The sequence below is a fragment of the Amycolatopsis sp. QT-25 genome, assembly GCF_029369745.1.
Classification (GTDB): Bacteria; Actinomycetota; Actinomycetes; order Mycobacteriales; family Pseudonocardiaceae; genus Amycolatopsis.
Map to the genome: position 1 here is coordinate 230,475 of NZ_CP120210.1, position 13,779 is coordinate 244,253.

Annotated in this window: 14 protein-coding genes; 11 read left to right on the forward strand and 3 right to left on the reverse strand. The window is 67.7% G+C overall.

The features are described from left to right. Positions 1–21: 21 nt before the first annotated feature. The 5 genes from glf (at position 22) to P3102_RS01110 (ending at position 4,746) form a co-directional block, all read left to right on the forward strand. Entirely contained in the window at positions 22–1,248 is a 1,227-nt protein-coding gene (glf, locus tag P3102_RS01090) for a UDP-galactopyranose mutase (protein ID WP_276365781.1), read from the forward strand. Beyond that, entirely contained in the window at positions 1,241–1,756 is a 516-nt protein-coding gene (locus tag P3102_RS01095; protein WP_276365783.1) for a phosphatase PAP2 family protein, read from the forward strand. Before glf ends, P3102_RS01095 begins: the two co-directional genes overlap by 8 nt. Further along, positions 1,753–2,718 (forward strand): decaprenyl-phosphate phosphoribosyltransferase, encoded by a 966-nt coding sequence (locus tag P3102_RS01100; protein WP_276365785.1) that lies wholly within the window; start codon positions 1,753–1,755, stop codon positions 2,716–2,718. Before P3102_RS01095 ends, P3102_RS01100 begins: the two co-directional genes overlap by 4 nt. A gap of 97 nt (positions 2,719–2,815) precedes the next feature. Next, positions 2,816–3,202 carry a hypothetical protein gene (locus P3102_RS01105; protein ID WP_276365787.1) on the forward strand — a complete coding sequence of 129 codons (387 nt, stop codon included), beginning with the start codon at positions 2,816–2,818 and terminating at the stop codon, positions 3,200–3,202. 38 nt (positions 3,203–3,240) lie between these two features. Further along, positions 3,241–4,746, forward strand: coding sequence for a hypothetical protein (locus P3102_RS01110; RefSeq protein WP_276365788.1), 1,506 nt, complete (start codon positions 3,241–3,243; stop codon positions 4,744–4,746). 283 nt (positions 4,747–5,029) lie between these two features. Here P3102_RS01110 and P3102_RS01115 read toward each other — a convergent pair whose 3' ends face one another. Both P3102_RS01115 and P3102_RS01120 read right to left on the reverse strand, forming a co-directional pair. After that, complete coding sequence (locus P3102_RS01115) at positions 5,030–5,785, reverse strand: decaprenylphospho-beta-D-erythro-pentofuranosid-2-ulose 2-reductase (RefSeq protein WP_276365790.1); 756 nt, start codon at positions 5,783–5,785, stop codon at positions 5,030–5,032. Beyond that, positions 5,782–7,152: an FAD-binding oxidoreductase gene (locus P3102_RS01120; RefSeq protein WP_276365792.1), complete on the reverse strand. Its 1,371-nt coding sequence runs from the start codon at positions 7,150–7,152 to the stop codon at positions 5,782–5,784. Before P3102_RS01120 ends, P3102_RS01115 begins: the two co-directional genes overlap by 4 nt. A 101-nt stretch (positions 7,153–7,253) precedes the next feature. On the opposite strand from P3102_RS01120, the gene P3102_RS01125 reads away from it, so the two are divergent. Beyond that, positions 7,254–7,751 carry a GtrA family protein gene (locus P3102_RS01125; RefSeq protein WP_276365793.1) on the forward strand — a complete coding sequence of 166 codons (498 nt, stop codon included), beginning with the start codon at positions 7,254–7,256 and terminating at the stop codon, positions 7,749–7,751. 6 nt (positions 7,752–7,757) lie between these two features. After that, positions 7,758–9,683: a glycosyltransferase gene (locus P3102_RS01130; RefSeq protein WP_276365795.1), complete on the forward strand. Its 1,926-nt coding sequence runs from the start codon at positions 7,758–7,760 to the stop codon at positions 9,681–9,683. A gap of 218 nt (positions 9,684–9,901) precedes the next feature. On the opposite strand, the gene P3102_RS01135 is transcribed toward P3102_RS01130, so the two are convergent. Continuing rightward, a complete protein-coding gene (locus tag P3102_RS01135) occupies positions 9,902–10,144 on the reverse strand; it encodes a hypothetical protein (protein ID WP_276365797.1) in 243 nt (80 codons plus the stop codon). A 115-nt stretch (positions 10,145–10,259) separates the two neighbouring features. Here P3102_RS01135 and P3102_RS01140 point away from each other — a divergent pair, with 115 nt between their 5' ends. From P3102_RS01140 to P3102_RS01155, 4 genes are all read left to right on the forward strand, one after another. Beyond that, positions 10,260–11,024 (forward strand): ESX secretion-associated protein EspG, encoded by a 765-nt coding sequence (locus tag P3102_RS01140; protein ID WP_276365799.1) that lies wholly within the window; start codon positions 10,260–10,262, stop codon positions 11,022–11,024. A 152-nt stretch (positions 11,025–11,176) separates the two neighbouring features. Beyond that, positions 11,177–11,653, forward strand: a complete 477-nt coding sequence (locus tag P3102_RS01145) for a hypothetical protein (protein ID WP_276365800.1) — start codon at positions 11,177–11,179, stop codon at positions 11,651–11,653. 6 nt (positions 11,654–11,659) lie between these two features. After that, the gene (locus P3102_RS01150; RefSeq protein ID WP_276365802.1) at positions 11,660–12,211 is read left to right on the forward strand and encodes a DUF3558 domain-containing protein; all 552 of its coding nucleotides are present in this window, start codon (positions 11,660–11,662) and stop codon (positions 12,209–12,211) included. A 9-nt stretch (positions 12,212–12,220) separates the two neighbouring features. Then, positions 12,221–13,699 (forward strand): hypothetical protein, encoded by a 1,479-nt coding sequence (locus P3102_RS01155; RefSeq protein ID WP_276365803.1) that lies wholly within the window; start codon positions 12,221–12,223, stop codon positions 13,697–13,699. The last annotated feature ends 80 nt before the right edge of the window (positions 13,700–13,779 follow it).

The following is a 13,779-nucleotide window of genomic DNA, read 5'->3' on the forward strand; positions in this document are numbered from 1 at the left end:
ACGTGCGTACCCTCGACGCCCGTGAGCGCGCACACGAACCCCGACAAGATTACTGAAGCCGATTTCACCGGCTACGACCTCATCGTGGTCGGGTCCGGTTTCTTCGGGTTGACCGTCGCCGAACGGGCCGCGGCCGAGCTCGGCAAGAAGGTCCTCGTGCTGGAGCGGCGCCACCACCTCGGTGGCAACGCCTACTCCGAAGCCGAGCCCGAGACCGGGATCGAGGTGCACCGTTACGGTGCGCACCTGTTCCACACCTCGAACAAGCGGGTGTGGGAGTACGTCAACCGCTTCACCGAGTTCACGAACTACCAGCACCGCGTGTTCGGCAAGTACCAGGGCCAGGTCTACCCGCTGCCGATGAACCTCGCGCTGATCAACCAGTTCTTCGGCAAGTCGCACACCCCGGACGAGGCCCGCGAGCTGATCGCCAAGCAGGCGTCGGAGTTCGAGACCGCGAACGCGCAGAACCTCGAAGAGAAGGCCATCTCGCTGATCGGCCGCCCCCTTTACGAGGCGTTCATCCGCGGCTACACGGCCAAGCAGTGGGAGAACGACCCGAAGAACCTCGGCGCCGACATCATCACCCGGCTGCCGGTCCGCTACACCTTCGACAACCGGTACTTCAACGACACCTACGAGGGCCTGCCCGTCGACGGGTACACCGCGTGGCTCGAGAAGATGGCCGAGCACGAGAACATCGAGGTGCGGCTGAACGTCGACTACTTCGACGTCCGCGAGCACATCCCCGCCGGCACCCCGACCGTCTACACCGGGCCGCTGGACCGCTACTTCGACTACTCCGCGGGCCGCTTCACCTGGCGCACCGTGGACTTCGAGTCCGAGGTCGTCGAGACGGGCGATTTCCAGGGCGCCTCCGTGGTCAACTACAACGACGAAGAAGTGCCCTACACCCGGATCATCGAGTTCCGGCACTTCCACCCGGAGCGCAAGCACTACCCGAACGACAAGACGGTCGTGTTCCGCGAGTACTCCCGGTTCGCCGGTGAGACCGACGAGCCGTACTACCCGATCAACACCCCGGACAACCGCGAGAAGCTCGAGCGCTACCGCGAGCTGGCGAAGACCGAGGCCAAGGAGCGCAACGTCCTGTTCGGCGGCCGGCTCGGTACCTACAAGTACCTCGACATGCACATGGCCATCGGTTCGGCGCTGTCCGCCTTCGACAACAAGATCGCGCCGCACCTGACCGATGGCGCGCCGCTGGACGGATCCCTCGATGCTTGACAAGGGCGTTCCCACCGGTGAGGTGGCGGTTCTCGCGAAGGCTCAGGGCGTCCTGAAGAGCGACGTCACGGTGAAGGCGGCACGTGGTCTTTCGCACTTCGGTGAGCACAGCGCGGGATGGTTCGCGCTCGGGCTCGCCGGGGCCGCGGTCGACAAGAAGCGCCGCAAGGACTGGCTGGTCGCGGCGGCGGGCGTCGTCGGCGCCCACGCCGCCTCGATCGCGGTGAAACGCGTGGTCAGGCGGCCGCGACCGGACCACCCGAGCGTCGAAGTCCTGGTCTCCACGCCGAGCAAGCTGAGCTTCCCGTCCTCGCACGCGACCTCCACCACGGCGGCGGCGGTGCTCTACTCCGGATTGACCGGGCGTAACCTGGTCCCGGCCCTGGTACCGCCGATGCTGGCCTCCCGGCTCGTGCTCGGCGTCCATTACCCGACCGACGTTCTGGCCGGAGCGGCCCTTGGGGGCGTAGTCGGCGGCTTGATACGTAGGAAGCTGAAGCGACGATGAGTGAAACGACCGAGAAGGCCGATTCCAAGCCTGACGACGTAGAACCCGTGGCCGCGACCGAGGCCGCCGAACCGAAGAAGGTCGCCGGCGGTCTCGTCGGCGGCATCATCAAGACGGCACGCCCGCGCCAGTGGGTGAAGAACGTGCTGGTGTTCGCCGCCCCGTTCTTCGCCTTTTCGAAATCGACGGACCGGACCGGCCTGCTGATCGCCGCGTTGATCGCCTTCGCGGCGTTCTCGCTGGTGGCCTCCTCGGTCTATCTCATCAACGACGCGATCGACGTCGAGGCGGACAAGGCCCACCCGACCAAGCGGAACCGGCCGATCGCGGCCGGGATCGTGCCGGTGCCGGTGGCCTTCGTCGCGGCGGGTGTGTTCTTCGCCGCGGGCCTCGGCATCTCGTTCCTCGCCAGCTGGCAGCTCGCGGTCGTGCTCGCGGTCTACGAGGCCGTCCAGCTCGGTTACTGCTTCGGCCTCAAGCATCAGCCAGTGGTCGATCTGGCCATCGTCGGTTCGGGCTTCCTGATGCGGTCGATCGCCGGTGGTGTGGCCGCCGGTATCGCGCTTTCGCAGTGGTTCCTGCTGGTCACCGCGTTCGGCTCGCTGTTCATGGTGGCGGGCAAGCGCTACGCCGAGATCATGCTCTTCGAGCGCACTGGAGCGAAGATCCGATCTTCGCTCAAGAAGTACTCGGCGAGCTACCTGCGGTTCGTCTGGGCGACGTCCGCGGCGATCCTGATCATGTCGTACTGCCTGTGGGCGTTCGAGATCCGCCAGGTCGAGCGCGACTCGGTCTGGGCGATCGTCTCGATGGTCCCGTTCGTGGTGGCCGTGCTGCGCTACGCCGTCGACGTCGACGGCGGCAACGCGGGCGAGCCGGAGGAGATCGCGCTCAAGGACCGCGTGCTCCAGGTGCTCGGCGCGAGCTGGGTGGTCACACTGTTCCTGTCGTTCTATCTCTGATTCGACAGCTCGGACACAGCGCGTCCACAGGATGCGCACGCATCCTCGGTGATGGGGGCGGGCACTGAGCCGGCCCCCATCGACCTAGGAGCGAAAGATGAGCGACCCGCAGCGACCGTCCGAAGACGAGACGGTCCAGCAGCCCGTCGTCGGTGACGAGAGCCCCGAAAAGCCTGCCGGCACTCCGGCCGCCGCCCCAGCCGGGCCGCCGCCAGGCTGGGTGCCCGCCCAGCAGGCTTCGCCCGCGAAGGGCGGCTTCCGCCGCTTCGCCGGGCATCGCGCGACGCAACTGGTGGCCGTCGGTCTCCTCGGCTTCGTCCTCGGTGGCGGAATCATCGGCACCGCCGTCGGCGTGGCCTCCCGTGGCGGCGACCGGCCCGGTTTCTCCCGCGAACACCGTGGCCCGGACGGCCCCGGCGGACACCGCGACTTCCGTGACGGCCCCGGCGACCGTGACCGGCCGGACCGATCCCACGGCGGGTAGATAACGGAATCATCACGACACCGTGTACGGTGTCCGTGATGCGAAGCGCCTCCGCTGATCTGTCCCAAGCTCCCGGTGCGCTGCCGGGAGCCGCCGTCCTTACCCGCCCCTGGGTGCTCCCGGCCGGCGCGGCGGTGGCTTCGGCCCTGGTGTTCGTGCTGGTCAGCGGGCATTTGATCGACGACACGTACATCACGCTGTCGTATGCGAAGAACCTCGCCTTCCACGGACACTGGGGCCTGATCGAAGAGGGCACCGCCAACACCGCGACGTCGCCGCTGAACGTCCTCGTGCTGGCGCTCGTCACCTTCATCGTGCGAGACGCCGTCTTCGCGACCGGGATCGTCTTCGTCGCCAGTCAGGTGGTGCTCGTCCTCGGCCTCCGCCGCATCGGCGCCGCGACCGGTCTCCCCGGCCGGTTCGCCCCGCTGGCACTCGGCCTGCTGCTGGTGAACCCGCTCCTGCTGTCCTCGGTCGGCCTCGAAGTCGCCCTCGGTGCGACGGCGGTCATCTGGCTGATGGTGTTCCTGCACGAACGCAACCCCGCCGCCGCGGGCGCGGTGATCGGCCTGCTCGCGCTGATCCGGATCGACCTGTTGCTGATCGCCTTCGTCCTGTTCCTCGCGCGCCGTGAGTTCTGGGTGGGCATCTGGCGGATGACGTTCGCCGCGCTCGCGGTGATGCTGCCGTGGTTCCTGTTCAGCTGGCTGGTGCTGGGTTCGGCGGTGCCGGACACCCTGGTCATCAAGATCATGCAGCGTTCGTGGGGCGAGTTCAGCTTCACCAACGGACCCCTGCTGTACTGGCGTAACTTCCCGCTCGCGGCGACGCTTTCCTTTCTGCCGCTCCTGCTCGGCGGGCTCGCCGGTCTACTGTGGACATGGCGTTTCCGGCGCGGTTCGGAACGGGCGAAGCGGCTGCTGCCGTTCGCGACCCTCGCCATCGCCGGTGCGGCGCACTATCTGGCCTACTGCTGGCTGAACGTCCCGCCGTATCACTGGTATTACGCGCCGAGCATCACCGGCGCGACGGTCTTCCTGGCCGCCGCTGCCTGCGCCGTGCCCGGTCGCGCGCGGCTCGGTGCGGGGATGCTCGCCGGTGCGTTCCTGTTCGTGAGTGTCGTCGCGTACGCGGCTCCTGAACTGCCGCGCCGGTTCGCGCCCGTCACCAGCAATCACGCCGCGTCCGCCGAGTACCGCCGGATCGGCGCGCAACTGGGCGAGCTGACCAAGGGGCGCAAGGTGGAGAGCGCGGGCGAGGTCGGCGCGCTCGCTTACGCCTGCGGTTGCGACATCGTCGACCAGTTCTCCGACCGGGGCTCGGTCGACCCGGCCATCGTCGAGACGAAGAACCGCAGCGGCGATCTCGGCAAGGCCCTGCTGGAAGCGAACTTCCGGTTCTTCGACCACAGCGTCCCGCCCGCGACCGCGGAGCTCGTGCTGGCCACCACCCGGAAGACCCCGCCACCGGACGCGCTGGCGATTTGGACGATCAGCTCGCCTTGGATGGGCACACAGCAGCTCTACCTGCTCCCCGCGCGGTGACCGTTCGGTACAGGCGGTCGTGAGTGGCGTTTCGGGTTCTACTGAGAGGTACGCAAAGGTGTCGGGTCGCGGGGTTTCGCTCGCGGCCGCGGGGTGACGGTGTCGCGAAAGCCACTTTCGGGACGTCAAGCGTCGCGAAAGGGTGCCTTTCCTCTCCACAAGTACGTGAAGGCCCCCTTCATGTACCTAGGCGCAAGGAAGGGGGCTTTCATGTACTTGGGGCCCCGTCTCGGGCCAGAACCTCTCAATAACCCGAAACGACCCGGCGTGGTGCGCTCGTGCCCTAGATCGGCAGTTTCCGGAAGATCGGCCGGGGCACGTGCCGCAGGGCCGACATGACCAGCCGGAACGGCGCGGGAGCCCACACCAGTTCCTTGCCCGCGCGCGAGGCGCCGACGGCGATCTCGGCGACCTGCTCGGCGGTCTGCGCCAGCGGGGCGTCCTGGAGGCCCTCGGTCATCTTGGTCTTGACGTGCCCGGGGCGGACGACGGTGACCTGCACGCCGAACTCCGCCAGCGCCTCGCCGAGTCCCAGGTAGAAACCGTCGAAACCGGCCTTCGTGGAGCCGTAGACGAAGTTCGACCGGCGGACCCGCTCACCGGCGACCGAGGACAGGGCGATGACCTTGCCGTGGCCCTGCTTCTTGAGCTTGTTCGACAGCGCGACACCCACCGAAACCGCGGCCGTGTAGTTCACGGTCGCCGCCTCGACGGCCTTCGCGTGGTCCTGCCACAGCTCTTCCTGGTCGCCGAGCAGGCCGAAGGCCACGACGGTGACGTCGATGTCGCCACCCTCGAAGGCCTTGTCCAGCACGGCGGGGTGGGTGTCCATGGCCTTGGCGTCGAAGTCCACAGTGCCTACTTCGGCACCCTTGTCCTTCAGGCGCTGCGCGGCGGCGTCGAGCCGCGGCGACGGGCGCCCGGCCAGCACGACCCGGAGGGGCTTCTCGGCCAGGTACCTCTCCGCGATCGCGAGCGCGATGTCGGAGGTGCCGCCGAGCAGCAGCAGGGACTGGGGGTTGCCCACAGCGTCGATCACAGTTCCAACCTTCGGGACATGTCAGAGGCGAAAACGCCTTCGGGGTCAACGGAAGCGCGGACCTTGCGCCATTCCTCGAGCCGCGGGTACATCTTCGCGAAGTTCTCCGCGGAGGTCCGCGAGTCCTTCGCCGTGTACAGGCGGCCGCCGAGCGCGAGCACGTCCTCGTCGAGTTCCTGGCAGAACCGGCTCAGCCCGTCCTTGATCGGGAAGTCGAGGCAGACCATCCAGCCGGGGTGCGGGAACGACAGCGGCGCCGCGTTGCCCTCGCCCATCTGCTTGAACACGTTGAGGAACGACACGTGCCCGGAGTCCGCGACCTTCTGGATGATCCGGCGCAGCGGCTCGTGCGCGTTCAGCGGCGTGCTGAACTGGTACTGCAGGAAACCCTTGGAGCCGTACGCGCGATTCCACTCGCCGAAGAGATCCAACGGGTGGTAGAAGGCGGTCAAGCTTTGGATCTGGTCACGCGCGTTCTTCGCGGTCTTGCGGTAGTACAGCTCGCCGATCGCGGAGAACGACAGCTTGTTCATGAGCCCGTTCGGAAAGATGTCCGGCAGGGTGGCCAGGGTGCCCGGGTTGAACTTGAGCGGGTCGGCCCGCAGCTTGGGCGGCAGCTCGTCGAGCTTGGCGAGCGAGCCGCGCTGGAAGGCGGCGCGACCGAGCTTCGCACCCGTGGAGATCGAGTCGAACCAGCCGGAGGAGTACGTGTAGTTGTCCTCGGAGCCGTCGGTGACCAGCGCCAGGGTCTCGTCGAGGTTCGCCGTGCGCTGAATGTCGGCCTTGAAGTACGCCGTCTCCGTCTTCGTCATCCGGATCTTGGCGCGGACGATGACGCCGGTCAGGCCGATCCCCGCGACGGTCGCCCAGAACAGCTCGGCGTCCGGGCCCTCCGGGGTCAGCGTGCGCACCTGGCCGTCGGCGGTGACGAGGTCCAGCGAAACGACGTGGTTGCCGAAGCTGCCCGCCGAGTGGTGGTTCTTGCCGTGGATGTCGTTGGCGATCGCGCCGCCGATGGTCACCTGGCGCGTACCCGGCAGCACCGGGACCCACAGGCCGTACGGCAGTCCCTCGCGCATCAGCTTGTCGAGACTGACGCCCGCGTCGAGGTCGACGATGCCGGAATCCGGGTCGATCGAGTGGATGCGGTCCAGCGCGGTCATGTCGATGACCAGGCCGCCCGCGTTCTGCGCCGGGTCGCCGTAGGACCGGCCGAGACCGCGCGCGATGACCCCGCGTTCCCCGGCCTGTGTCACCGCGCGGGCGATGGCCTCCACGTCGGGGGTGCTCAGGACGTCCGCGATACTCGGCGACGTCCTTGCCCAGCCCATGAGCGTCCGCCGCTGTGTCTTGGGTGCTTGGGTCACGCCGACCAGGGTAACCACGCCGAACAACGCCCGGAACGTGACCCTGAAGTGGCCGCTTCTACACTTTGGGCACCAGCCCCAGCAGTTTATGAGGTAGAGCAGTGGTGGCGACCGACTCGCAAGCCGGTTCGACGGCGGCAGCGCCGTCCTCTCCTGGGCTGTTCGGGCAGCTCATCCGTTTCGGCCTCATCGGCGGCTTTTGCGCCTTGGTCGATTTCGGCGTCTACCAGGGGCTCCGTGCCCTCGGTATGGACGCGACACCGTGGGTCGACGTCGCCCGCGCACTCAGCTTCATCGTCGGTACCACGACCGCCTTCTTCCTGAATCGCAAGTTCACCTTCGCCGGTGGACGCCAGGAAGGCGCACGTCAGATCGGTAGCTTCGTACTTCTGTATGCCGTGACGTTCCTCGTCGCCGTCGGCGTCAACCGGACGATGCTGCACGTCCTGCCGGAGTCGGCCTGGAAGGCCACCTTCGGTTGGGTCGTTTCGCAGGCAACCGCGACCGTGATCAACTTCGTCATGCTCAAGTGGGTCGTCTTCCGTGAGCCCCGCGCAATCGCCACCAGCCCGGTCTTGACCAGCACAGAGGAGAACTGAGGATTCATGCCCGGTAAAGCCGCCGTCACGGGAGAGGCCCCGAGCGCCATGGTGGGCACCATCGACGACACCCGCTTCGCGGAACGCACCCCGCAGGGCCGTCTCACCGCGCAGCGCGGGCTCTACGCCGGCCCGGCCCCCATCGTCAGCAAGGACCTTTACGCCGAGCTCGAATGGGGCACCGCCGTGCGCGAGCGCGCGAGCATCGCCATCGAGCCCGCGTCGAAGGTGTCCGGCAACACCTATTTCGGGCGCTTCCCCGCGAGCTACTGGCAACGCTGGACCGACGTGACCGAGGTCCAGGTCGAGGCCGTCGTCACCGGGGACGGCCAGCTGTCCGTCGGTGCCTCCGACATCGAGGGTGACGCGCGCGTGGTCGCCGCCGAGGTCGTCGCGGGCGCGAAGCAGCAGAAGGTGACGCTCGTCGCGAAGCTCGACAAGTTCTACGACGGCGGCGCGCTCTGGCTCGACCTCGAAACCGAAGGCGGCCAGTCGCTGCGCGTCGAGAACGTCCGCTGGACGGTCGAAGCGCCGGAGAAGATCCGCCCGACCGCGGTGACCATCTGCACGATGAACCGGGCCGACGACTGCCTGTCGAACCTGCAGGCGCTCGCCGCCGACGTCTCCTCGCTGGAGACGCTCGACGCGATCTACGTCGCCGACCAGGGCACCGACCTCGTCGAGTCGCGCGACGGCTTCGAGCAGGTCACGAAGGACCTCGGCGACAAACTGCACTACATCAAGCAGCCGAACCTCGGCGGCGCCGGCGGCTTCACCCGCGGCCTCTACGAGGTCGCCGGGCACACCGAGACCGAGCACGCGAACGTCCTGTTCATGGACGACGACGTGCTGCTGGAGCCGGACCTGGTGATCCGGATGACCGCGTTCTCCAACCGCACGGTCAACCCGGTCATCGTCGGCGGGCAGATGCTGAACCTGCTGCACCCGAACCAGCTGCACGTCGGCGCCGAATACGCCCGGCTGAACACGCTGGAGCCCGGCCAGCCGGTGACGCACTCGCTCTCGACCGCCGACCTGCTCGGCGTCGACGAGGAGACCCTCAAGCCGAACCGCCAGGAACGCCGCCTCGACGCCGGGTACAACGGCTGGTGGTCGTGCCTGATCCCGTACGAGGTCGTCAAGGCCACGGGCTACCCGCTGCCGTTCTTCTTCCAGTGGGACGACGCGGAGTACAGCTACCGCGCCCGCGCGCACGGCTTCCCCACCGTCACCCTTCCCGGCGCCGGCGTCTGGCACGCCGACTTCCACTGGAAGGACTGGGACGAGTGGCACCGCTACTTCAACCTGCGGAACTCGATCATCACCGCCGCGCTGCACTCGCCGTTCAACCTGAACCTGCTCTCGCGCGTGCTCATCGCGCAGCTGGTCCGGTATCTGCTCGGCATGCAGTACGGCCTGTCCGCCACGCTGATCAAGGCCGTCGAGGACTTCCTCGAGGGGCCGGAGGTCCTGCGTGACGGCGGCGTCGCCGCGATGAAGGAGATCCGCCGGATCCGCGACGAGTACCCCGAGACCAAGCGGCACAAGGCCACCGACGTCCCGGGCATCGCGTCGAACGACATCGGCATCATCAACAGCGCGCCGCGGCCCAGCCTGCAGCGGCTGGTGCTGATCAAGCGGATCCTCGACCGGGTGCTCGGCCGCAGCCGCCACTCGCTCGGCGCGATCCCGATCGACGAGGCCCACTGGTGGCACGTCGCCACCTTCGACACCGCCGTCGTCACCGACGCTTCGCAGGAAGGCGTGCGGGTCCGTTCGTACGACCGCGCGAAGATGTTCGACTTGGCACGCCGGGGCGCGAAGGTGATCCAGCGGCTCCGGAAGGAAGGCGCGGCGGTGCAGGAGCAGTACAAGCGCTCCATGCCCGAGCTGACTTCGCGGGAGAACTGGAAGCGGCTCTACGAGCTGTAACCCGCTTCGCTCACTGGGGTCGTGAGTGGCGTTTCGGGTTAGAACCCGAAACGCCACTCACAACCCCCGGCCGGTCGCCACCTCAGCCCGGCCAACGGCAGCACGTCGGTACTCGCCGGACGACACCCCCAGCGGCTCGTCCGGGAAGCCACCTTCCTGCTGGTCGCCGCCGGCCGCCCGGAGATCAAAACCGGCTTGCTGGAGCTTTTCTCCCGGAACTAGTGCAGACCGAACACGCGGGTCTTGCGGTTCAGGTCGTCGATGTAGGCGGCGGCGACGTGGGAGAAGTTGATCGCCACCTCCGCGTCCTCCTTCGTCTGGATCGTCTGTACCGAACCGGTGCGGACGAAATGCGAGAGATCCTTCGTCAGCCGTTCGGTTTCTTCCGTCGTGAGTGCGAAGAGCAGTGGCTCGCCGCCGGTGGCGAGATGGAGGACGAGCGCGGGTTTCCGGTCTGCCATGAAGCCATCGCACCAGCCGCGAGCACGGCCGGGCAAGCGGGTTCGCTGCGGGCGTATCGGGTGCGTGGTCTACGTTCATCCCCGACGGACAAGACACCCGCGGGGGGAAATGGCGATGCCGCATTCGTTCTCGCTGTCGCTGGCGGCGGTGGACATCCTGCTCGAATACGGCCGGTTCGGGACGGCGCCCGCCCCGTTCGAAGTCCCGCACATGGGCACGACGACCGATCAGCGCGCGATGGTGCGCGAGGCCGTCTTCCGCGATCTCGAAGGCCGGGGCCTGATGCGCGACGGCAGGCTCGACGCCGACGTCGAACTCGCGATCGCCACGTTCGTCAATCCGCAGCTGGCCGTCTGGACGGTCGCGCAGATGGACAACGACAAGCAGCTGTTCGCGAGGGCGGCGACGAACGGTCAGTTCGCGGTCGTCGTGCGCCAGGACGAGAACCTGCTCGTGTTCGAGGAGACCAGGCCGACCGCGATCGTCGCGTCGATCGTCGACCTGCTGCCGCTGACCCCGCCGGGCCCTGGCCAGTCCGTCACCATCGCCAAGCCGGCCAGCGCGCCGAAGCGTCCTCGGAACGACGACGCGTACGATCCCTTCGCCCAGGTCAGCGGTCCCCGTTCCCACGGGTCGACTCCGCAGCAGCGGCAGGTGGAGCGGATCTTCGAGAAGCCGATGAAGCGAGTGGGCCAGTTCAGCGTGTTCATCCGCGGCGGTCAGGTCTTTCCGCCACTGGCGTGGTTCGACACCGAAGCCGGCCGGTTCATGATGACCTCGCGCCAGGCGGCCGACGGGCAAAGCTGGCTCACCTACGCTCCCGCCGACAACGCGAGGATCGCGCAACAGCTGTACGCCCAGCTCGAAGGCCAGTTCTGAGCCGTGGGGAACCGGGTCGGCGCCCGTTTCGTCACAGTTTTCGGAGATCTTCGGTGATCGGTGAATCACCGTTGCGCTGAGTGTTCGGCTAGTAGACTGCCGGGCGATACGGGCGAGCAGACGACCGAGCAGACGACGCAGTGGGGCGGGCGATGGCTTTCGAAGCGGACGGCGGACAGGCGGCACCGGACTTCTCGATCGGCTCCGCCCTGGGTGCGGCGGCCAATTACGTCGCGATGGGTGGCCTGAACACGGCCGCGATCGCCCAGGTCGGCGCGGAGACCCAGAAGCTGGTCTCGGCCGCCAAGAGCGGCGGCTTCAAGATCACCGAGGAAGGTGTCAAGCCGCTCCTCCAGGCGGTGCGCGACATGGGGACCGAGCTCACCAGACTGGAGCGGCAGACGATCCGGCTCTCCGAAGCGCCGCAACTCGGCGACCACCCGTACGGCAAGGCCGTCGCGGCCCACGACCACAAGGGCGCCGCCCAGTCGGCCAATTCGGCGAGTGCGGTGCTCGGTAAGTTCAAGCAGGTCGTGCTGGACACCGAAGAAGCGCTGTTGCGTGCCTCAGGACAGTACAAGAAGAAAGAACAAGAAACGGTCGAGGCGCTCGATCGGCTCAAGAGCTGAGGCGGAATGAAGAAGCTGCTCCTCGTACCGCTGACCGCGGCCGCGTTCGTGCTCGTGGCCTGTTCCACCGAAAAGCCGGGCACCCCCTCCGCGGCGCCGTCGTCGCCCGCGCGAGGCGGCGAGTCCACCGCCCCGACGACGGCCACCGGTGGTGCCGACCCCGCGTCGATCGATCCGTGTTCGCTCCTCGGCGCGGCCGATCTCGCGTCGTACGGAACTTTCGAGTCGCCGGTCCCCTCGGACGGGGCCGGTGCCCGTGGCTGCGAGTTCACCAAGAAGGCCGAGACGGCGGCGGACGCCGTCACACTCGGCGTCGACGTCCGTGACAAGCAGGGTGTCGACAGTGTCGTCGACGGTGGAAACGGCAAGACCACCGGCAACGTCAACGGACGCAAAGCGGTGCTCGTCCCGAAGCCTCCCTCCGGCTGCCTGATGGCGCTCGAAACGGGTGCCTCGGCGCGGGTCGACGTCGTGGTCGTCAGTACGGATCCGCAGAAGTCGTGCGGGATGGCGGAGAAGATCGCCGACATCGTCGAACCGAAGCTTCCGAAGGGCTAGGGGGACAGGATGACCACGAACAGGGCTCAGGTGACCGAGGACGAGTACGTCGCGGGTCTCTCGCCCCAAGCCCGGGACGAGTACTACCGGGACAAGGCGAGCGGGGAGGTCGGCGACGGTCCGTTCGCGATCTTCCAGCGGTTGATCGCCGAGGGCAAAGCCCAGCAGCATTCCGAAGACGTCGGGAACAAGACCGTCGACGAGCTGACCAAGAACAAGGACGTCAAGTACGTCGAGGGGCTCGAACCGCCGAACGGCGACTACCTCGGCTACGACCACCAGAAGCTCGAACAGTTCGTCAACAGCAACCTCAACGTCGAACAGGTCTCCGAAGTCTCGAACGCCTACCACGAGATCCACAAGGCCTTCGACACCTTCTCGAGGACGATGGACGAGGCGGTCACCGCGTCGAAGGGCACTTGGGACGGCGACGCGGCGGGCAACGCGCAGGGCTATTTCAAGAGCCTCAGCAAGTGGTCGGAGACGAACTCCCAGAACGCGAAGCTCGCCTCGGAAACGATCTACGACCAGGGCACCGCGGCTTCCACCGTGAAGAACACGATGCCCAAACCGATCCCCTTCGACTGGAAGGAAGAGGTCGGGGGGTGGATGACGTCGAACCCGTTCAACCTCGGCGAGAACATCGACAAGTCCATCCAGAAGCAGAAGGACAGCCAAGAGGCCCACACTCAGGCGGCCTCCGCCATGAACAGCTACGACAAGGCCTTGTACGACGCCGCGTCGAAGCAGCCGGTGTTCGCCGAGCCGCCGAAGTTCGGCGTGGGTGGTGGCGGCGGGATCGAAGAGCCCCCGCCGAGGCCGCTGCCCTATCAGGTGCCGCCCGGTGCCGACAATCCCGGCTCCAACAATCCCGGCAACACCTACCTCCCGCCCGGCGGTGGCAGCGGCAGTGGTAGCGGCAGCGGCAGTGGTGGCGGGGGCAACGGTGGTGGCGGTGGCGGCTACGGCTCGTCCATTCCCGGCCCCGGCAGCAGCACGGGATCCGGCAGCATTCCGTCGGGCACGGCGCCGTCCGGCTTCCAGAACGGGCCGGCGCCGATCAGCACGCCCGGCCCCAGCAACACCGCGATGCCGATGAGTCCCATGCCGATGTCGCCCATGATGGGCGGCGGCATGGGCGACTCGGAGTACAACAGCCGAAGCGCCCGTGGTGGTGGCGGCGGAAGCGGGTTCGGTCCCGGTGGTGGCGCGGGTGCCGCGCCCGGTTCGGGTTCCGCGTCCGGCGCGGCCCGTCCCGGTGGGGTCGGCGCCGCCGAAGCGGCGGCAGGCCGCGGTATGGGCGGCCTCGGCGGTGGCGCCGCCGGTCGTGGCGCGCCCGGTATGGGCGGCGGCATGGGTGGCCGCGGTCAGCAGTCGGACGGGGACGAGGACACCGAGCACCAGCGCCCGACGTACCTCGTCGAGGGCGACCCGGACGAGGTCTTCGGAACCGACATGCGCACCGCGCCGCCGGTCATCGGCGAGTAGGGCGGTGCCTCACCGGAAGTGAGATGAAAGGTCCCTTCATTGCAAATTTTGCAATGAAGGGACCTTTCATCTCACGCGGG

Coding starts and splice junctions, on each gene's coding strand:
- P3102_RS01105 (WP_276365787.1), top strand. CDS start 2,816: ATGAGCGACCCGCAGCGACCGTCCGAAGACGAGACGGTCCAGCAGCCC.
- P3102_RS01100 (WP_276365785.1), top strand. CDS start 1,753: ATGAGTGAAACGACCGAGAAGGCCGATTCCAAGCCTGACGACGTAGAA.
- P3102_RS01130 (WP_276365795.1), top strand. CDS start 7,758: ATGCCCGGTAAAGCCGCCGTCACGGGAGAGGCCCCGAGCGCCATGGTG.
- P3102_RS01150 (WP_276365802.1), top strand. CDS start 11,660: ATGAAGAAGCTGCTCCTCGTACCGCTGACCGCGGCCGCGTTCGTGCTC.
- P3102_RS01110 (WP_276365788.1), top strand. CDS start 3,241: ATGCGAAGCGCCTCCGCTGATCTGTCCCAAGCTCCCGGTGCGCTGCCG.
- P3102_RS01095 (WP_276365783.1), top strand. CDS start 1,241: ATGCTTGACAAGGGCGTTCCCACCGGTGAGGTGGCGGTTCTCGCGAAG.
- P3102_RS01135 (WP_276365797.1), bottom strand. CDS start 10,144: ATGGCAGACCGGAAACCCGCGCTCGTCCTCCATCTCGCCACCGGCGGC.
- P3102_RS01140 (WP_276365799.1), top strand. CDS start 10,260: ATGCCGCATTCGTTCTCGCTGTCGCTGGCGGCGGTGGACATCCTGCTC.
- P3102_RS01155 (WP_276365803.1), top strand. CDS start 12,221: ATGACCACGAACAGGGCTCAGGTGACCGAGGACGAGTACGTCGCGGGT.
- P3102_RS01145 (WP_276365800.1), top strand. CDS start 11,177: ATGGCTTTCGAAGCGGACGGCGGACAGGCGGCACCGGACTTCTCGATC.